The organism is Dyadobacter linearis (genome assembly GCF_907165045.1).
GTDB lineage: Bacteria > Bacteroidota > Bacteroidia > Cytophagales > Spirosomataceae > Dyadobacter > Dyadobacter linearis.
This window is the reverse complement of sequence record NZ_CAJRAU010000004.1, coordinates 235,814-256,289: the sequence shown is the minus strand read 5'-3', so window position 1 is coordinate 256,289 and position 20,476 is coordinate 235,814. Positions and strand designations below refer to the sequence as shown.

At 46.8% G+C, this 20,476-nt stretch carries 17 protein-coding genes; 6 read left to right on the top strand and 11 right to left on the bottom strand.

All coding sequences use genetic code 11. The features are described from left to right. Positions 1 to 30: 30 nt before the first annotated feature. The 5 genes from KOD92_RS15640 to KOD92_RS15620 all read right to left on the bottom strand — a co-directional run bounded on the left by KOD92_RS15640 (position 31) and on the right by KOD92_RS15620 (position 4,634). Complete coding sequence (locus KOD92_RS15640) at positions 31 to 363, bottom strand: hypothetical protein (protein ID WP_215234516.1); 333 nt, start codon at positions 361 to 363, stop codon at positions 31 to 33. 160 nt (positions 364 to 523) lie between these two features. Next, positions 524 to 1,696: a glutathionylspermidine synthase family protein gene (locus KOD92_RS15635; RefSeq protein ID WP_215234515.1), complete on the bottom strand. Its 1,173-nt coding sequence runs from the start codon at positions 1,694 to 1,696 to the stop codon at positions 524 to 526. A 12-nt stretch (positions 1,697 to 1,708) separates the two neighbouring features. After that, on the bottom strand, positions 1,709 to 2,323 hold the full coding sequence (locus KOD92_RS15630) for a hypothetical protein (RefSeq protein ID WP_215234514.1): 615 nt from the start codon (positions 2,321 to 2,323) through the stop codon (positions 1,709 to 1,711). 197 nt (positions 2,324 to 2,520) lie between these two features. Next, positions 2,521 to 3,807: an aminotransferase class V-fold PLP-dependent enzyme gene (locus KOD92_RS15625; protein ID WP_215234513.1), complete on the bottom strand. Its 1,287-nt coding sequence runs from the start codon at positions 3,805 to 3,807 to the stop codon at positions 2,521 to 2,523. A 65-nt stretch (positions 3,808 to 3,872) separates the two neighbouring features. Next, positions 3,873 to 4,634, bottom strand: a complete 762-nt coding sequence (locus tag KOD92_RS15620; RefSeq protein ID WP_215234512.1) for a M23 family metallopeptidase — start codon at positions 4,632 to 4,634, stop codon at positions 3,873 to 3,875. Positions 4,635 to 4,789: 155 nt separating this feature from the next. On the opposite strand from KOD92_RS15620, the gene KOD92_RS15615 reads away from it, so the two are divergent. After that, complete coding sequence (locus tag KOD92_RS15615; protein ID WP_215234511.1) at positions 4,790 to 5,761, top strand: aldo/keto reductase; 972 nt, start codon at positions 4,790 to 4,792, stop codon at positions 5,759 to 5,761. Between the two features lie 36 nt (positions 5,762 to 5,797). Here the strand turns inward: KOD92_RS15615 and KOD92_RS15610 are convergent, their stop codons facing one another. After that, a complete protein-coding gene (locus KOD92_RS15610) occupies positions 5,798 to 6,208 on the bottom strand; it encodes a DoxX family protein (protein WP_215234510.1) in 411 nt (136 codons plus the stop codon). Between the two features lie 202 nt (positions 6,209 to 6,410). Here KOD92_RS15610 and KOD92_RS15605 point away from each other — a divergent pair, with 202 nt between their 5' ends. Further along, a complete protein-coding gene (locus KOD92_RS15605; protein WP_215234509.1) occupies positions 6,411 to 8,672 on the top strand; it encodes a TonB-dependent receptor in 2,262 nt (753 codons plus the stop codon). 150 nt (positions 8,673 to 8,822) lie between these two features. Next, a complete protein-coding gene (locus tag KOD92_RS15600) occupies positions 8,823 to 9,134 on the top strand; it encodes an isoamylase early set domain-containing protein (RefSeq protein WP_215234508.1) in 312 nt (103 codons plus the stop codon). A 188-nt stretch (positions 9,135 to 9,322) separates the two neighbouring features. Here the strand turns inward: KOD92_RS15600 and KOD92_RS15595 are convergent, their stop codons facing one another. From KOD92_RS15595 to KOD92_RS15580, 4 genes are all read right to left on the bottom strand, one after another. Continuing rightward, entirely contained in the window at positions 9,323 to 10,249 is a 927-nt protein-coding gene (locus KOD92_RS15595) for a hydroxypyruvate isomerase family protein (protein ID WP_215234507.1), read from the bottom strand. Between the two features lie 91 nt (positions 10,250 to 10,340). Then, on the bottom strand, positions 10,341 to 13,049 hold the full coding sequence (locus KOD92_RS15590) for a PVC-type heme-binding CxxCH protein (protein WP_229254694.1): 2,709 nt from the start codon (positions 13,047 to 13,049) through the stop codon (positions 10,341 to 10,343). Positions 13,050 to 13,451: 402 nt separating this feature from the next. Beyond that, positions 13,452 to 13,706, bottom strand: a complete 255-nt coding sequence (locus KOD92_RS15585) for a hypothetical protein (protein WP_215234506.1) — start codon at positions 13,704 to 13,706, stop codon at positions 13,452 to 13,454. A 328-nt stretch (positions 13,707 to 14,034) separates the two neighbouring features. Beyond that, entirely contained in the window at positions 14,035 to 17,118 is a 3,084-nt protein-coding gene (locus KOD92_RS15580; protein WP_215234505.1) for a PVC-type heme-binding CxxCH protein, read from the bottom strand. A gap of 108 nt (positions 17,119 to 17,226) precedes the next feature. Here KOD92_RS15580 and KOD92_RS15575 point away from each other — a divergent pair, with 108 nt between their 5' ends. Genes KOD92_RS15575 through KOD92_RS15565 form a run of 3 tightly spaced genes read left to right on the top strand, consistent with a single transcriptional unit; the run spans position 17,227 to position 19,953 of the window. Then, positions 17,227 to 17,814, top strand: a complete 588-nt coding sequence (locus KOD92_RS15575; RefSeq protein ID WP_215234504.1) for a hypothetical protein — start codon at positions 17,227 to 17,229, stop codon at positions 17,812 to 17,814. Between the two features lie 26 nt (positions 17,815 to 17,840). Further along, positions 17,841 to 18,767: an alpha/beta hydrolase gene (locus KOD92_RS15570; protein ID WP_215234503.1), complete on the top strand. Its 927-nt coding sequence runs from the start codon at positions 17,841 to 17,843 to the stop codon at positions 18,765 to 18,767. 10 nt (positions 18,768 to 18,777) lie between these two features. Beyond that, positions 18,778 to 19,953: a glycosyltransferase family 87 protein gene (locus KOD92_RS15565; protein ID WP_215234502.1), complete on the top strand. Its 1,176-nt coding sequence runs from the start codon at positions 18,778 to 18,780 to the stop codon at positions 19,951 to 19,953. On the opposite strand, the gene KOD92_RS15560 is transcribed toward KOD92_RS15565, so the two are convergent. Beyond that, the gene (locus KOD92_RS15560) at positions 19,950 to 20,366 is read right to left on the bottom strand and encodes a T9SS type A sorting domain-containing protein (RefSeq protein WP_215234501.1); all 417 of its coding nucleotides are present in this window, start codon (positions 20,364 to 20,366) and stop codon (positions 19,950 to 19,952) included. The genes KOD92_RS15565 and KOD92_RS15560 overlap by 4 nt on opposite strands. Positions 20,367 to 20,476 lie beyond the last annotated feature (110 nt).

Below are 20,476 nucleotides of genomic sequence, written 5' to 3'. Positions count from 1 at the left end.
GCCGGTTTACATATATGTTTTGTATTTCTCTTACACAAGCTCATTTTCATAATGCAGCCCAATCTGTGCGGGAGGAAAGGTAGCAATCTTGTTGAATTCCGCAATTGCCTGACTAACCTGCCTCTGGGATATTCCGCTGTATTCAAGTAGCAGCACTTTCGCTTGCTGCGGTGTCGATCGTCGCATTTTCCAATATTGAGGATGATTTGCACCGATCGGTGTACGGAAGAATGTCTCTTTGGGGTCTTTTATAAAAACTTCATAGTCAGTACTAACCTGCGGATTGTCATTCAGAAAATAGCCTTTGACGACTACTTTAACTTCCCTGCCACTTTTTAGATGAAAAATTTTTTCGTGTATCATAACGGCTACGTTTAAGAATATTTGCAAACATTACATCACGAACTTATTTTTCTTCATAAAGTTTAGCCAACGGTCGAATATGTTAGCCTGCGGTCGATTATGAGGATATTGAGGTTTACAGTATTTACAACAAACTGACTAACAAGCGATAGAAACCAGGCTACTCAACTACGTGCCCGATAAACTGCGCGGTATTGTCCAGGATATTTCCCCCGCGCCGCAAACCCAGCGCACAAGCTTCGCCAACGTAAAATACACCTGCCTGATAATTTTTTCCCTCTGCATCAGCCGGAAACGGGAAATACTCCTGGTAGATCTTCGCCTGCTTACCATATTCACCTTCGACCTGCTCCAATACAGCGCCTCCTTTTTCCAGGATGGAAACATTGGCACCTTCACGTCCAAATAAAACTTTGCTCACCGACTGCTTGTGCGGCAGCGCATAACGTTCCGTTTGCAGTAAAAGAGGATGGTAAGGGTACAAATCCCACAAAACTTTTAAAATGTATTTGGATTGGAACAACAGTGTATACGCCGGATTCAGAATGACTGCTTTCCGGTTTCTGACAATTTGGGTCAGCATTCCGGCCAGTTCGGGCTCGTCCGTACCGATGTATTCCCAAGGAACGAGTTTGAACCAGAAATCGAAGCGGACAAATTCCCCTGTCGTCGTATCCTGAAAGAAAATCCCGTCACCGTTTGAAAACTCCACATCGTCGATATAAGCAAATTCGGTATCAAAACCTGCCTCACTTGCTGCGGCGGCCAGTACTGCTACATTCGTCTCGTCCTCGGGAAAATCCCGCATGGTTGAGAAAAGGATCGAAGGTGTCAGGTCCGGGTTCGCATCTTTCAGGTATTGAAACTGCCCTACCAGCGTTTCATAAAGGGTATTGAACTGCTTCGCTTCGTCGAGCCCGTTCATGCGCAAATGCGCCCACTGTACCACGGAAGTTTCGGGAATGCAGGTAGCAGTATCGGCATTGAATTCGATCAGCTTGATCTGATCGTTGTCAAATCCGCCGGCCAGGTCAAAACGCCCGTATAAATGAATATGCCGGTCGTCTTCCCAGGAAAGCTCGATCAGCTCGATGAGGTTCTCAGGTATTCCGAGATCCTTGTAAATCTTATTATCAAATACATACTGCCCGGCTTCGACCAGCATATCATATAAGGTATTGGCAGCGTCATAATATTGATTCGCCAGCTCTTCCCTGATTATCACTACGTCGTTAACAACATAAGGGACAGTATCTGTCCCCAACATCCAGTCCCAGCCGGCATTTTGAAGCGCACGTTCAGGACCGTCTACCAATGTTCTAGTTTCTACCATTTCAAATTTCGTTTAGCCTCCGCTTCTCGATGAGGAGCGTCCAAAAAATCCTTTTCTGCCTCCACTTGGGCGGGTATTCACTGTCCGCGTGGTACGCGAAGCGTCAACCTGCCTGAAAGTATTCTGTGATTTTTGGTAAGCTGCCGGGTTACTGTAAACTCCGCTTGCGTTGGCTCCGCCGGAATTCCGGTAATTGTTGATGTACCCGTTATTATTATTCCGGCCCAGCAAATAGCCCATTCCGCCATAAAGCAGCATGGTCGACAAGCCGCTGTGATGACCAACGGAAGATTGATTTGTACGGATTTCCTCATCGATCAACGCTTTCGCAGCTTCCGGGCTCAGGTTGTCCGAATGCCCGTCGAGGTATGTCACTACTGCGCCTGAGCTGTCTGGCGGTACATTATCTTCGCTGATGATCTTGAATTCTCCTGGTTTTACTTCTTTAATATGCGAGCGGATTCCTTTTGTAAAAGTGGTCTCCTCGTAGCTGTAAGCCGCTTCATCCTCCTCATTGGAAGAGCAGCTGCCCAGCGAAATGCCCGAGAGCAATGCAATAGCCAGTGCGCCTCCGATACTGATATCCTTCACGCTTTTAATAAAAGAACCTTTTCTTATTTGTGTCATACTATTGGGTTTTTAATGCTGACAATATCTAAAAATACACTTTTTGGCAGCGGTAATCTGCTATAATCTTTCAAATGGTACATAATACAGGGTTAAATTGCACAAATGCTTTACCAGCGGTTTTTAAGTACTTCCACAAAAATTAAGGCATAACCCTTTGAAAGATCATGCCTTAGTCCGTAAAAATAGTGCCGCCGCTACGCTTTCTTGGCAATTTTTTCCAATGCACCCACCAGCTTGTCCAAATCGCTGAGTTTGGTATAAACGTGCGGGGTTACCCTTACACAATGTATATTTTCCCAGTTAATACCTACTGTGTGGATCTTGTGGTCCTTCATGAGCTTCGCGTCCACTTCTTCCGGCTTCATCCCGTCGACACTTACACCGGCGATCGCGCAGGAAAATTCTGGTTTCAACGAAGTATGGATCTTCACACCGGGGATCTGTGCGGCTTTTTCTGCCCAGTATTTTTTGAGAAAATGAACCCGCTCCTGTTTACGTTTCGACCCGATCCCTTCCTGAAAATTGATCGCCTCCCCGATCGCCTGCTCGATAGGAAAGCTTCTGGTGCCTAATGTTTCAAATTTCCGGATATCGGCACTTTTGGGCTGACTATTACAAAGCAGTGGCCATATTTTCTCAATCTTATCCTTTTTAATCCACATCATTCCGCTGCCCACCGGCGCGCTCAGGAACTTGTGCAGACTGGTACCAAAATAGTCGCAATCGAGATCAGGTATCTTGTAATCGAGTAAACCAAAAGTATGCGCTCCGTCGACGACAACTTCGATCCCTTTGCTATGCGCCATCTGACAGATCTTTTTCACCGGCATAATCTGCCCGACCCAGTTGATAATGTGGGTTACGTGAATGATTTTGGTATTAGGCGTAACTGCATCGGCAAATGCTTTCACGATCTGCTCGTCGTTTTCAATGGGGAAATCAAAAGATAATTGTTTGTAAACCAGCCCATCGCGCATTTGGCGCTGTTTCCAGGCCTGGATCATATTCGGGTAATCCTGGATCGTGCCTATTATCTCGTCCCCTTTTTGCAACGGAAGTCCGAAAATGACGGTATTTAAAGCCTCGGTCGCATTTCTGTTGATCGCAATTTCTTCGGCGTCGCAACCTGCGAGCTTGGCGAGGCGCTGGCGGAGAGGTTCGCGGCCTTTATCCATAATGCGCCACATATAATAGGAAGGGCCTTGCGCGGCTGCTCTGTTGTATTTCTCCAAAGCTTCCTGCACTGCGAGCGGCGAAGGCGAAACGCCGCCGTTATTTAAAATGATAATTTCACTCTTGCTGGCTGTGTAAGCGTCCTGAATCACGGACCAGTAATCTTCATTGTCGTTACTGTCGGCTTTCCAGTATTTTTCCGCGTTGCTGAAATGCTCTGCGTGGAGTTGGTTAAAAAGGCTGTCAATACCGAACGCGCCCATGCCGAGGGCAGCGCTCTTTCTGAAAAAGGAACGGCGATTATTCATAAAATTGGGTTAGGAAATAGTAACTGAGTGAGCTACAATTTATTGATAATCCGCCGAAATCCCAATTACATCTCAGGATCGCTTTTTACCACAGCCTGCAACAACCACTCGTAGGTATCATAAGGCTCGGGCATACCTAAACTATCCAATTGCAGGTACATTAAATGCACATGCGTAGGCGAGCGTTTCTTATAAGCATTATAGCCGCTGCGTCCCATTTCGGCAATTTTATCGCCCGCTTTTATGCTTTGCCCGGGTTGCACTTCCACGATATTGTTATGTGCGTAGTAAAACAGCCCGTCGAGGCAGGGATCGTAAACCCAGATCCAGTTTCCGCCGCGGAGTTCGCTGTCGTATTTCCAGCCGGTTTCGGTGGCCAATACTATTCCTGATGAAAATGAAAGGACGTTAATAGGCTTCCACGTTCTGTCATCGAGGTTATCCTGGTCTTTATCTCTTACAAAAAGATCATGTGCAGGGTGGCTGCCGGCTACTTCCCGATCAAATAGATCAAAACCATTTGGCCGAAATCCTCTTCCTCTCGAACCGACGGATTCCCTGGGCAAATAGGATTCGACGGGATAAACGAAATAGGCGGAGTCGATGCCGCGGCAGGTGTCGGGCTTTACTATTTTTCGGATATTCCGCATGATTTCACTGAAAGCATTCCGGGCAGAATCGGGTGAAATAGCGCCGTCGCGGATATCAAGCTGTACCTGATTGAATGCGGCGCAATAGTCGGCTAGTGGTGTGGAAGATTCACTTTCATTAATAAAGGCTGAAATACTGACGATCAACAGCAGCCCAGCCACTCTTTTAACTGTCATCAAAAACATTTTTGTCATGAATCCTCTTTCCCCGAACAGATTGGTTTGTATTCCGGCCAGCGCCGGATTTAAATTAAAACAATACAAATGTATTTCTATTGCATTAAAAAGGTTCTATGCTTTCCTTTAAACCCGGAACACTAAACAAAAACACAATGCAATACCGTCGTTTTGGACGCACAAACTGGCAAGTCAGTGAAATTGGATATGGTATGTGGGGGCTCGCAGGCTGGACCGGCTCCGACCGCAAAGAGACCGATGATTCATTGAATCTGGCCGTGGAATCGGGTGTAAACTTTTTTGATACTGCCTGGGGATACGGAGAAGGATTGAGCGAGCGCATTCTGGGAGACCTTATCAAAAGATATCCTGACAAAAAAATATACGCCGCCACGAAAATCCCGCCGAAAAACCGCACCTGGCCTTCGAAGCCGGAGTTTAAGCTCGCCGATGTTTTTCCTGCGGATTATATTATTGAATACACAGAGAAAAGCCTGCAAAACCTCGGTACCGAGCAGATCGACCTGTTACAGTTTCACGTTTGGGAAGATAACTGGGCGCAGGAAGATGAATGGAAAGAGGCGATCCAAAAACTGACTCGGGAAGGTAAAGTAGGCGCCTGGGGAATCAGTATCAACCGCTGGGAGCCGGATAATGCATTGGAAACTTTAAAAACCGGGCTGATAGATGCTGTACAGGTGATCTACAATATTTTCGACCAGGCGCCGGAAGACAACCTCTTCCCGCTGTGCCGCGAAAAAGATATTGCCGTGATCGCGCGCGTTCCTTTCGACGAAGGTACTCTCACGGGTACTTTAACAAAGGAAACCGTTTTCCCGGCCGACGATTGGAGATCCACTTATTTCGTTCCAGAAAACCTGAATTCCAGCGTAGATCACGCAGAAGCATTGAAAGCCGATATTCCGGCTGGTATGACGATGCCGGAACTCGCATTGCGTTTCATCCTTAATAATCCGGACGTACATACTACGATTCCCGGCATGCGGAAATTACCGCACGTAAGATCAAATGTAGCCGTAAGCGACGGAAACGCACTTTCCCCCGAAATAGCTGAAAAACTGAAAACCCACCGCTGGGACAGGCAGCCGACCCAATGGTCACAATAGAAAAAAACCCGCTTCCAGATCAGAAGCGGGTTTTTTTTATCTATATAACTTATTATCGATCGAGTACTTTCCGGGCCCGGTGAAGAAAAGGGTCAGGTAAGTGATCAGAAATGAAATTGCGTGTTCTTTTTCGGCAAATGGATCGGGTCCGTGCACGATGAATACGACAACGATCATCGTAATAATGAGCGGGATCAATGCGGCTCTTGTGAATAACCCCAGAATGAGCAGAATCGAGCAGCCGAATTCTGCAAGAATGGTAAGGATCTTGGATAATTCTTCTCCGATACCGATCGGATCCGCGAAAGAACTGTCGCCTCCGAGGTAGCCGGAAAGCTTTGCATATCCGTGTGTGAGCATTAAACAGGATATACCAACCCGCAGGATCAGGATACCAAAATCCGCCGAAGCGGGCAGTTTAATAGGTTTCAAGAATCTCTTCAACATACATTTATTATTGTGTGAATAAATAATCCCTGGCCGCATTCATGGCCAAAATAACTCTTTTCACCTAACCGCAGAAACCGCCGAGATAGTTTCATAAATAATTTCGTGTCGCCATGGAATCATATTTTTATTTGCCAAGTTATATTTTTAGATTTACCTAAATTATATTTCAGAGTAAATTAAATAATAGTTTTGAACACTTATGAAGCTATACATACTATTCATTCTGTGCATCTTAACCTCGGCTTCTCAGGCGCAATTTGTGCTTTCGGGAAAAATTTCACTGGAAGGCCAGTCTGAAAGTGCATTCGGCGCGTCGGTTTATATTGACCAGCTTAAAATCGGTACCACGGCAGATACTTTGGGCAATTATCGCATTTCAGATATCCCGAGCGGAACGTATACGATCAGGGTCAGCTATATTTCAATGCCCACGATCACCGAGAAAAACGTTTCCGTTAAACAGGATCTGGTAAAGAATTTCGTCATGAAATCGGGTGCCAATGCATTAGACGAGGTTGTGATCTCGGGAACGATGAAGGAAGTTTCAAAGCTCGACAGCCCGGTGCCGGTGGATATTATCACTGCCAAATTCCTTTATAAAAACCCGGTACCCAGTATTTTTGAAGGACTAAGCTACGTAAACGGCGTGCGGCCGCAGCTGAATTGTAACGTTTGTAATACCGGCGATATTCACATGAATGGCCTGGAAGGTCCGTACACGATGGTGCTTATCGACGGGATGCCGATGGTGAGCGGACTTTCCACGGTTTACGGGCTTTCAGGGATACCCAATAGTTTAATCGAAAGAGTTGAGCTTGTAAAAGGCCCTGCTTCAACACTTTACGGCTCGGAGGCTGTGGGCGGATTGATCAATATCATTACCAAAAATCCTTCGAAAGCGCCTGTTTTCTCAGCGGATGCATTCAGCACCAGCTGGCTCGATTACAATCTGGACCTTGGTATGAAGCTCACTGCGGGAAAAAATGTGAGCTCGCTGATCGGGGTGAATTATTTCAATTACCAAAATCCGCTCGACCGTAACGGTGACGGATTCACGGATCTTACCTTGCAAAAACGCATTTCGATTTTCAACAAATGGTCATTTAACCTAAAAAATAACAAGCAGGCGAATATTGCTGCGCGGTACTATTATGAAGATCGCTGGGGCGGGCAAATGAACTGGAATAAGTCTTTCCGCGGCGGAGACGAAGTTTACGGAGAAAGCATTTATACTTCCAGATTTGAAGTACTCGGAAATTATCAGTTGCCTACCGAGGAAAAGATCACCCTGCAATATTCATTCAGTTCGCATCATCAGAATTCAGTTTATGGGAATGTGCCGTTTCTAGCCGACCAGAAAATCGCATTTGCCCAGCTGCTTTGGGACAAGGAAATCGGGAAGCATAATCTGTTGATTGGTACCCCTTTCAGATACACCTTTTATAACGACAATACTCCGGCAACACGTTATCTCGATGGAAATGACCACGCTGACAAGATTTATCTGCCCGGTTTTTTTGTGCAGGATGAGATCCGTTCGGGGCCGCATTCGCTTTTGCTTGGCGCGAGATATGACTTCAATAGCCGGCACGGAAGCATTTTCACGCCACGTGCCGCTTACAAATTCAAGTTTAACCAAACGGATGTCGTTCGCCTGAATGTGGGTCGCGGCTTCCGTATCGTAAATTTGTTCACCGAAGACCACGCAGCATTAACCGGCTCCCGGCAGGTGATTGTGAAAGAGGCACTTAACCCCGAGCAAAGCTGGAATGCAAATATTAATTTCGTGAAAAAGATCGTGACCGGAAGCTCATTCATCGGTTTTGACGCTTCTGTTTTCTATACCCATTTCACAAACCGGATCCTGCCCGATTACGACACCGATCCCAATCAGATCATTTACGATAACCTTGATGGATATGCAGTTTCAAAAGGAGTTAGCCTGAATTTGGATTTTAACTTCCCTTTTCCATTGAAAATAATTGCCGGAGGCACTCTAATGGACAATTTCCAGAAAGAAAATGGCGTACGTTTCCGGCCGGTGCTGACGGAAAGATTCACGGGTGTCTGGTCAGTCAATTATGAGATTCAAAAAGCGGGCATCTCGCTCGATTACACGGGCAATATGTACGGACCGATGCGGCTGCCGGTGTTGAGCGAAGAGGATCCGCGCGCGCGCGTTTCACCGATCTGGTCACTGCAAAATATCCAGGCGACCAAGAAGTTTGACAACGGTCTGGAAATTTACGGGGGTGTAAAAAACCTGCTCAACTTCACTCCGCCAGCCAATTCCATTGCCCGGTCAAATGATCCTTTTGACAAAAATGTGAGGTTCGATGACAATGGACAGGTAGTTGCAACTCCCGAAAATCCGTACCGATTGACCTTCGATCCGTCTTACGTTTACGCACCTAATCAGGGGCGCCGAGTGTTTCTGGGTATGCGATATACGTTGAGGTAAGACGCTGAAAATCTGGCGTCTAAAAAAGTGAGCGAAAACGAGCGTTTATAATTTTTCGAAGACCAAAAACGTATATAGTATTGATATTCATTGATTTGAATAATTTTTGATTGTATATTTGTGCCATCGATTATTTAACACTACTTGATTATGGCATTAGCAAAACAATTTGTAAAGAGCAAGTCTGTTTACAAAGTAACATTTACAGTTCCTGCGGAAGCCGCTGCGGACGCGAAGACAGTAGCCGTTGTTGGCGAATTTAACAATTGGAATCCTGAGGCGGTTGTGCTTAAAAAACAAAAAGACGGATCGTTCAAAGGCATTGTAGAACTAGCCGCAGGGGAGCACCAGTTCCGCTATATTTTGGATGGCGAGAAATGGGAAAATGACTGGGAAGCAGACAAATACGTACCAGCAGGTGTAGACGAATTAGCTGAAAATTCAGTGGTTGTTTGCAGCTAGTTGGCTGTTAGCTGTTAGCTGTTAGCTGTTAGCTGTTAGCTGTTAGCTGTTAGCTGTTAGCTGTTAGCTGTTAGAATAAAAAAACCGGAGGTAGGTGATCTACTCCGGTTTTTTTGTTGTCTCTAAATTCATTCTTAAACCAATAGCTAATACCTAACAGCCAATAGCCAATAGCTAATAGCCAACAGCTAAACCTTAAATGCATCACTCTCCACATACGCCTTGATCAGCGCGTCTTCGCCTTCGGCTCCGGTTTGTGAATTCCCGTGCTCCATGCCCATGATAAAGGATTTATTTTCTTTTTTGCTGCGGTCGTAAATGTATTTGAATATGTTTTTGTAATTGATCTCGCCGGTAGTCGGCTCTTTCCTTCCCGGCTCGTCACCGATCTGGAAATAATCAATCTCGCTCCAAGTTTTGTCGATATTGTAGATCAGGCGACCTTCGTTCTTCTGCATGTGATAGATATCATACAGGATCTTGCACGATTTACTATTTACCCCGCGGCATATTTCATAAGTCTGCTCGGAAGTACGCAGGAAAAGGTTTGGTGAATCACTGAGCGGCTCCAAAACCATTACCAGCCCGTGTGGTTCCAGGATCTCGGCGCCGCGGCGCAATGCGTCGATCACGTGACCGGTTTGCACGCCTATTGGCAGGTTTCTTTCAAAATCGCCAGGAACAACCGTCATCCATTTCGCATTTACGCGTTTAGCCACTTCGACCGCTTTTTTACAGCCATTGAGGAAAATATCAATGTATTCCTGCTTTCCAGCTGCCAGCGTATTTGCTCCGTTTCCGCCTTTATCTACCACAAAAACCCCCATTTCCATTCCCAGGCGCGTCATTTCTTTCGCGATCGCTTCCTGCTCCTGCACCGGGCGGCCCATCATACCATTATCTTCAAGACCCATAAATCCATTATCGGCCATAAATTTCAACTGGTCGATCACACCTTTTCCGGCTTTGTTCTGGAACATTCCGAAATGGGGTGCGTATTTGAGCTTGAACTGATTCTTGGCGGTCGGGGCTGGCTGGTTGGCAAAAGCATTATCAGCTGCTACTGCTGCACCCGCCAGACCTAATGTAGATTTTACGAAATTTCTACGAAGCATGTTTTTTCTTAAGTTATGTTTGAATTGTAAAGAAACGAAATGCACTGATTTACCTCAAAAGCACTTCTATTATTTTACAAATGCACTTTTACTAAGATCTTCTCCTTTTGCGGCGTTCCTTCCTGGAAGCTGGCTTTTGCGGAGCAGCCTCGGCTTCCTGCACTGCCGGTTTAGGAAAATAAGGAGCGAGCTGAGCCTTGATATCTTCCCTGAATGCGTTTCTTACCCCGTCCAGTGCGCCTTCTTTTACTTCGCCCGCAAGCCGGTCGTCGAGGAGTAGCTTCACAACCGCTTCTTCACCTGGCCAGCTCGCACCCAGGAACTTAGCAGCATTCTTGCGAACAGCCACTGATTCGTCCGGATTGACGGCAGCGGAGCGCAGCAGGTACACGGACTCACTACTTCCTACTGTTTGAATAGAAGCCAGCAAAGCGATTTTCTTCGCATCATTCATGCCGGCCAGCTTTTGGGTTACGTAAGAAATCCCCGCTTGTTCCAACAATAATGCACCCGCGTCTCTCCCGAGCACTTCGTCCGATTTGTCCAGCGCCATTTTAAGCAGCCGGTCATTTTCAGATTCGAGCTCGTAGCGCGTCATCAGGTCAATGTAATGCTCGGTACCATAGGTTTCGTCGAGCAATTTGTTCAATGCGGATAATCCCTGCTGGGAGTTTTTTACAAATGATTTATCCAAATGCAGCAGTGCCAGCTTGCTCACTTCAATCCGGTCGCTTGCCGGAACTGAGAGCACATTCAGCAGCGCCTGTGACTTTTCGTAACCGGCACGGAAGAAATCGAATGCGCGGAAATACCTTAACCTGCTTTTGAAATCGACAGAAGTGTCGGCCGCGGCTTCCGTCAAATATGGGATCGCCTGCCGGGTCCGGGCGAGCCAGATAATATCTTTGCCTGCGTCGGTAGCAGTCGGTTTACCCTTTTGTCTTTCCAACCAGGCTGGAAAAATCCGCTCCCACTGATCGAATGCACCGATACTGAGTGCCTCCACAGTCCAGCGGTCATTTCCTTTATATTGTTTCGCCAATTGCAGCCACACATCCAACGCTTCATAAGTGTGGTTATGATTGATCGCAAGCGCGCATTCGCGACGCACTTGCGGATCTGGATCTGCTGTAAGTCTTTTGATATATTCCGTTGGGTCGCTATTACGCTGACGCACAGCACGTAATGCCGTAATACGGATATTTGGATTTAAATGTCTGAAACCAATATCCAGTGCGCGGTAGTTAAAACCTTCGATGCGGTTAAGTACCCACAATGCCCGGGCGCGCAGCTTCGGGTTTGCATTATATCTGTTAAAAAGCTCTTCCAGAAATGGTTCTGCATTCCAACCGTGCTTTACACAGGCATTCCAGGCCAGGTAACGCATTGATAGGTTGGGGCTTTGCAATGCTTTCACCGCCTCCTCCGGATTAGTAAGGTCAAAAACGGGAATGGTATACGGTACTCCCGGAGGCGCCACGCGGAATATCCGCCCGCGACTTTTGTCTTTCATTTGATTCGAGCCGATCACAGGATCGTACCAATCGGAAATAATGAGGGAACCGTCGGGCGCAACGCAAACGTCCGTAGGCCGGAACCATTTGTCGCGGGTACCTTCCACGATCGGCAGGATTCCAGTCGATTTGTAGCCCGCTCCGTCAACTTCGACGGGAAATGCATTCACGTAGCGCTGACCTGCGTCGGCGAGCAATATCTGGTCCCAGTAGCGGCGGGGAAGCAATTCGCCTTCGTAAATGGTCATTCCCATCGGAAACCCTGAACCCGTTTGCAACAGATCTGGCACTACGCCCGGATCGTTCTGGTGCCAGTGCCTCCGCGGTATTTCGTCTTCAAGATTAGTTCTGTTAAGTCGCCAGCTTGCGCCAGTCATTTCGTCGATATACCCGAAATTCCCATTTTCCATCACATAAGAAATCCGGTCACTTCCGTTACCCGGCTCTTCCTGGTCCGACTGCCACATGGTTCCGTAGCTGTCGACGGCTACTTCAAAACCATTTCGGAAATTTTCAGCCATAATTTCAACTTTGGTAAAGTCCTGCTCGCAGCGAAAAACTACACCTTGTTTGAATTGCCTGAAATCGATCGGTCTCTCATATTTGTCCAATAGAGGCCTGTCCTGACCGTCTACCAGCTGTCTTCCGGCATTTCCGAAGTTGAAGTAAAATTTTCCATCGGGCCCGAAAACGAATGCGTGTACACCTGCGTCACTTTGCACGCCGCCTATTCCTTTGAAGAGAATTTCCTTGGTATCAGCCTTATCGTCGCCGTTTGTATCTGTAAAAAGCCACACGTACGGACTTTGAGAAACGATCGCTTTATTGCCCATTACCCAGATCCCGAGCGGCGCATTGATCTCCGGTCCCTGATAAAAAACCTTGGTAACATCGGCTTTTCCGTCTCCATCCTTATCTTCCAGGATCAGGATACGGTCGCCCATTCCCAGTTCGGATTTTCCGTTGACGGCCGGGCGATAATTATAAGCTTCACAAACCCAAACCCTGCCACGGTGATCCACATCGATATTGATCGGATTAATCACATTCGGCTCGGAAGCAAACAATGTCGCTTCGAGTCCGTCGGCAACTTTGATACCAGCGACTGCATTCCGTGAAAAACGCTTTTCCGGCTCAGAAAGAGCTGCATAAGCGCTATCCGGGTCGATAACAACCACTGGCTCAGTAACTAATGTATCGGTAACCTGGGAAAAACCGTAATAAGGAAGAAGGGCAGCTACTACGGTAAAGCGAAATGCAGACTTAAAAAAATGGATATATTTCAAAACGACCTCTAAGATTTCAAACTCTCAATAAACGTATAAAAATACCTTATGTTTACTGAATAAGGAAAGGAAGTCCGGAAAAGAATTGAAGCAGAGAGGTTAGAAAAAATATCTACCAGGGATGTTTTTGTGGATTCAGTCTATTGTCAAAAGTTGACAGTACTAATACACTTTCTGGTCTTATTACAAAAAAAATAGAGGTTTGAGGAGAAGCAACGCAACGTCGGATCTCGTTTTCCCGAATAAAAACCGGAAACTGCATCGGAACCTTTTGAATTCTCGAAAGCTGATAGTCGATTTCCGACAAAACCCTCATCGCGATGTGTTCACCCCAGGTTTCAAAGAGATATTCGGTCAAAAATTCATAGTCAGAAATTGCGCGCTCAGTCCAATCAATCTGCCTCACCGGCTCGCTATTCTGTTTCTCATTTCAGAAATTTTGCTGTCGATTCTCTCTCGGGCGGTCTTATCTTCCACGATCCGGCCATCGCGTAAATCTCTTAATCCTTCGGCAATTCCTAATCCAGCCGCCTCGGTGATATTTTCGAATACATGACGTTCAGATTCAAGCCTATATTCAAAGCCTAACTCTGTCAACAGCTTCTCGAGAACGGAAATATCTTTCTCGTTCTGTATGTCAATTCTGAGTGTGTTCATAATTTAAACCTAGCAAACTTTTGCTAATTTATCAAGAAGCCCGCCGCAGCTCCTGAATAATGGAGAGAAGATGTAAAGTTGTGTATATTATTACTGGGTATGTATGCAATTCATTGCTGTAAGGATTCTGCAAATTCCCCCGACCCCTGAAGGGGAGAACGTTGATCAGAAATAATGTTGAAAGTTCATTAAACAATAAAAAGCTACAAGTCCCCTTTTGGGGATTTAGGGGTTATCAGCACTAAGTCAAATTACAAGTGCCCTAGCCCTTCAATAAACCCCTCTACAAAAAAACATGGAGCAATTGATCGTTGCTCCATGTTCTATTTTATTTCTTCTTCAAACCACTCAGATAATCAACCAACCCGACCAGCTCGTCTGTGGTCATTGCGTCCTGCAAGCCAGCCGGCATCATGGATTCTTTGAGCTGCTTCATCGATTTTACCTTAGACATTTTGTATTCCTGCGTCGAGCCTCCCGGAAATTTCAATATCAGGTCGGTTTCTGTTTTGCTGGCTACAATGCCGGTTATCACCGAACCATCTTTGAATGTGACCTCGAAACCTTCGTAACCAAAACCAATACCAGCACTTGGTTCGAAAATAGCGGCATATTGAGCTTCCTTAGGTAGCTTACTACCAATTTCCGACAGTTTCGGGCCAAAATCCATTCCCTCCCCATTCACCTGGTGACATACTGCACAATAGGTACCGAATACCTGTTTGCCTGTTGCCGCGTCACCTTTCATACCGATCAGCTCCTTCATTTCAGGGTGCCGGCGGGCTGTGGTTACGCTGCCTTCCAGGTATTTAGCGGCTTCTGTTTTAACCGCTTTCCGCCACGCGCCGCTCAGTCCTTTCACCGCGGCGACCTTCACATCACCCGTCAATTTCCCTTCTTTCAGCAAGACCAGAACCTGATCTTCGCCGCTCATCGTGCCCCCAAGTGACCGTGCCGCCACTGTACGCTGTGCGATCGGGTAACTTTCTGTGGTGGCTACTTCTCTCAATATATCCAGCGACTCCTTACTTCCGGCCGATCTGAGTGCAGCCAGGATCGCTTCGCTTTTCGTGGTATCGCTCCCTTTGATCGTCTTCCAGACCAACTCTCCCCCGCCCTGTTTCATCAGCTGGGCAGCGGCGGCCGGACCTGTGCGGCCGGAAGTCTCTTTGATTGCCAGATCGAGCAGACGCTGATTTTCGGATTTCAGCTCGTATTTCGCTACGAGTTCCAGGTACGCCGGCGTTCCGTAGTTGCTATCAAGTAGTTTTTGGAGCGACGCCATCGCTTCTGCATTTTGTTTTACAAAACCCGGATCCAAATGCCTCAGTGCGAGTTCGTTCACTTTGTCCTGATCCTTACCCGAACCTTTCATGATTTGAAGCAGCGCCAGTGATTTCTCATTAGCTGCGGGGTTAAAGTCAAATGCACGGAAGTAGCGCAACCTGCTTTTCAAATCTGCTTTGGAATCCCCCGCAAGCGAGGCGAGCAACGGTAAAGATTCTTTTCCTCTCGACCGCCACACAATATCCTTTCCCGCTTGCGTGGCAATAGGGTTACTACCTGCTTTCGCTACCCAGGCGCTAAAAAACGAATCCCACTGATTATCAGCACCAATACCGAGTGCTTCAAGATACCAGCGGTCTTTTCCGTCATACTGTTTGGCGAGTTCTGCCCATAGTTCGGGAGAAACGGTAGCTTTGTTGTGATGCAATAGCAATGCACATTCCCGGCGAACCTGCGGCTCCGTATCTTTTACCAATAATTTAATATAAGCCAAAATGTCCACTCCCTTCGCCTCGCTCGCAGCGCGCAGCCCGGCAATGCGCATGTCAGGATTCGTGTCTTTTACAGCCAGATCAATGTTCTTTTTGGCAGATGAAGGCCATTTACTCAAAACCCAGAGAGCCCGGGCCCGCATTCTGTAATCTGTATTTTTATCTTTAAATAACTTTTCCAAAGCCGGAGCTGCCTTTTCGCCCATTGCATTTAATGCATTCCAAGCCTGATAACGCACCGATAAGTTGGGACTTTGCAATGCTTCCACAGCGCCGGCAGTGGTTGAGTAATCTGCCTTTTTGAACCGGTAAGGTGCATTTGCAGGCGCAACTCTGTAAATTCTTCCCCTTTTCTGATCGCCAGCCTGGTGACCACCCACGCCCGGATCGTACCAATCCGAAACGATTAGCGAACCGTCGGGAGCGACGCAAACGTCACTCGGCCTAAACCACTGGTCTCTCTTTCCATCGACGATATTGACGATCTTAGCTGTATAGCCTGCGCCTGATTTTTCAACCGGATAGGAACGCAAAACATTGTACCCTGGCTCACAGTGGATCATTTGACCATGAAATTCTTTTGGCAGCAACTTACCCTCGTAAACGACCATACCCGTGGGTGAACCCGAGCCGGTTTGCAACAAATTCGGTACCACTCCCGGGTCATTTAAATGCCAGTGACGCTGCGGAATGGAATCTTCCATATTGGTCCGGTTGGCCCGCCAGCCTGCGCCGGTAACTTCGTCGGTGTAGCCGTAGTTACCATATTGCATTACATAGTTGATCCGCACGCCTTTGTTTCCGTCATCGTCATTATCTGACTGCCACATGGTACCGTAACTATCAATGGCCACTTCGTAGTTATTCCTAAAATTGTTACCCAATACTTCAATATTTTTGAAATCAGGATCGCAGCGGAAAACCATTCCCTGTTTCAGCTTTTTGAAATCAATTTCCTGACCATTTTTATCAACAACCGGCTTGCCTTTTCCGTCGAGCAACTGGCCGCCTTCATTTCCAAAATTGAAATACAACTTTCCATCTGGTCCAAAAACGAATGCGTGCATGCCGTGATCGTGCTGCTCGCCGCCCAGTCCTTCGAATATCACTTCCTTTTTATCTGCCTTTAGATCACCGTCTTCGTCCGTAAAAAGCCACACATACGGACTCTGGGAAACCACTACCTTATTGCCCATCACCCAGATCCCAAGCGGCGCATTGATTTCTTTTCCCTGGTAAAAAACATTGGTCTTATCGGACTTTCCGTCGCCGTCGGTATCTTCCAGCACCACAATCCGGTCGCCTTCATTATTAGTAGGATTCCCGTTTATAGCGGGTCGATAATTATAAGCTTCACACACCCACACACGGCCCAAATGATCCACATCAATATTGGTAGGGTTTGTAATAGTGGGTTCTGATGCAAAAAGGGACGCTTCTAACCCATTTGTCACGGAAAGTCCCGCTACTGCATATTTAGGAGACCTTTTTTGCTCTTCGGTCAGATCTTTATAAAGACTGTCGAGTGCGGCACTCTGTAAAGTACTTGGATTGGTACGCTGGTAAGTAGCGACCAACAGGCCAGCCAGCAGGCAGCCTGCCGGAAATAGCATCAGTGATTTTTTGAAGTTCATGAGGTGAAATAATATAGGTCGGGAAAGCAGGACCGAATTGTGCTATTCTTAAATTAAAGATTGCTATTTTTAAAGTAATAAGAGCCAATCCACCTGTCATTTACTATCATGAACAAGACTTTTTTTTCCTTAATAGCTGTCGCACTGGCACTTCCGGCGGCGGCTCAGAAAATCCTTTCACCTGATATTCAGATCAAGACGGCGGTACTCGCTGCTCCGTCGGAAAAACAGGCCGGCGCGAAGGTCTACGGCTATTCGGCTGACGGAACGTTCAAGGTATTGCGGGATGGTACAAATGATTACGTGTGCATTGCCGACGATCCGAAAAAGGACGATATTGGCGTTTCCTGCTACCACGCTGATCTCGAACCATTCATGGAACGCGGCCGCGTACTGACCAAAGAAGGCAAGAATGCGAAGGCGATTTTTGATATAAGAGAAAAAGAAGCAAAAGACGGTACACTGAAAATGCCGAAACAATCTTCGACACTTTTTGTGCTTTCGGGGACGAAAGACAATTACGATGAAGCAGCGGGAACGCTCAAAAACAGCTATTTACGCTACGTAGTGTATATCCCGTTTGCGACTGCTGAAAGCTCCGGCCTACCACTCAAACCGGATGTTCCGGGAATGCCCTGGATCATGGACCCAGGTACCCACCGGGCACATATCATGATAAACCCGGCCAAGCCCTGACCTTTTAACAGATATAAAAACCTCATATGAAAAAAATATTCCATAGTATTGCCTCCCTGAGCCTGTGCGCACTTTCTTATCAATCCATGGCACAAAACGAAACGATCAATCTTTGGCCGGAAGGCAAAGTCCCCAACTTTAAATCCAGCGATATTCAGGAAAAATCGGAGACGGATGCAAGTGGCATTCTGCGGATCAGCGGCGTGACGGTACCTACGATGACCGCCTACATTGCCCCGAAAGAAAAAGCCACCGGCGCAGCTGTTGTGATTTGTCCGGGAGGCGGTTACGGTATCCTTGCGGCTTCACACGAGGGAAGCGATTTTGCCAAATGGTTCAACGACCGCGGTATTTCAGCATTTGTATTAAAATACCGTTTGCCCAATGCAAAAGCGATGGAACACCAGCACGAAGTACCTTTAATGGACGCAATGCAGGCAATGAAACTGGTCCGCGAAGGCGCAGGCAAATGGAATATCGACAAAAATAAGATCGGTGTCATGGGCTTTTCGGCCGGCGGACATTTGGCGGCGACGCTTTCCACTCACCATAATATGGGCCCGAAAGCTTCTCCCGACGCCAAACCTGATTTTTCTATTTTGCTTTATCCGGTGATTTCTTTCCAGCCGACCATTTCCCACGGCGGCTCGCGTGATAATTTGCTGGGTTCGGAAAAATCGGAAGAGCTGATCAAATATTACAGCAACGAAATGCAGGTAAGTGACCAAACGCCGCCCGCATTCCTGGTGCACGCGATGGACGATACCGGCGTGCCCGTTGAAAACAGTATTCAATATTATCTTGCATTAAAAAACAAAAAAATCCCTGCTGAAATGCACCTTTACCCAAAAGGCGGCCACGGTTACGGTATGCGCACCGAAGGAAAAGGTTCTCTTGCCAACTGGCCCGCCGCCATGGAAGGCTGGCTGAAAGCGATGGGCTATATGAAGTAGTATATTTGAAATGACCGCATTCAACCGTTTTTTATCCAATCAGAAATACCTGCTGTTTTTGTTCCTTGCGATCGCCGTTTTCGCGAGCCTGCAATCTTACTTTTCGCCATTAAAAACCTTTACGGAAGGCGGGAGGCATTACACAGCTTATAATAACTATATCATTTTCAAACAGTCGTTTTTTCACTTCCTGGAAGGAAAAGACCTGTACATTGAATACCTCGACGAGCAGGGAGACCTGTTTAAATACAGCCCGACGTTCGCGATCCTTTTCGGCATTTTTGGACTGATGCCCGACGTGCTCGGACTTTCGCTCTGGAACATCCTCAATGTGGTCGTGCTCCTGTATTCAGTGTATTATCTTCCAAAATTTGATGTTCGGACCAAAGGATTGATACTCGTTTTTGTGGCGGTAGAAATGCTCACAGCCACTCAGAATGAACAGAGTAATGCATTGATCGCCGGATTGCTCCTATTCACTTTCGGCGCACTTGAACGCAGGAGTTACTGGCTGGCGTCATTTTGCCTGGTATCGACGATCTACATCAAGCTGTTTGGAATAGTGGGACTGGCGCTGTATTTATTGTACCCGGACAAACTGAAACTGACCTACACGACAGCCTTTTGGGTCGTCATTTTCACGATTTTCCCGCTGGTAGCTGTTGACTGGGAGCAGTTTTTATTTTTGTATAAAAGCTGGGGAAATCTGCTTTCCAACGACCATTCGATCTCCGATGGAATCTCCGTAATAGGCTGGCTGAGAACTTGGTTTGGCCTTGAAATGAATAAAACTTATGTGAGTGTCGCGGGCGCATTGCTTTTCTGCATTCCGCTATTAAGAATAAAAGCTTACTCAAATTTTACTTTCCGGATATTGATGCTGGCGTCCGTGCTGATCTGGGTAGTAATTTTTAATCACCGCGCCGAATCGCCCACGTTTATCATTGCAGTAACCGGCGTCGCGCTCTGGTATTATGCCCAGGTTCCGTCTCGGGCCAATTACATTTTACTGATATTGACCCTTATTTTCACAATCCTCTCACCTACCGATCTGTTTCCGAGATTTATCCGGAATGAATGGATGAAACCGTACGTGGTGAAGGTGGTGCCCTGTATTTTAGTTTGGGGTAAAATGATTTACGATCTGCTGGCGGGGAAGCTGCAACCCCGCCAGTCGGAACCTTAATTTGCACTCATTAATAATCGATTAACCTCACGAACTTCGTCGGTTGAGAGAAATATATTTTTGACTACTTTCTCGCGATCGCTGGACACTTCCACTGTGTACGTTCCATCCTGCATAGCGGCAAAATTCAGCTTTTTGCCAAACTTGGTCGCCCACCTGCCTACAAGTTCTTCGTGCAGGACTTTCCCTTTTACATCCATTATCTTAATCGATAAACGTTCGCCTTTTTCCTTTTCAAGAAGCAGGTTCATCGTTTCTGTGTTGCGAACGCGGTACATTCCTATTCTGAATGTTTCACAGGTATTGTTCTTACATTCCGTCTTGGCTTCAACGGGATCGATCGCGAATGCGGATTGGTTTAGGACACAAATGCTGAATGTCAGCGCGGCAATGCATTTCAAAACGTTTTTCATGGCTTTCCGAAGGTTTGAATGTGGGTGATAAATTGGTTGAGTTTTCCCAATGAGTATCGCCCCCCGGGCATTGTTGCACGGGTTATTTGAACGGAAAAATTACGTGTTGA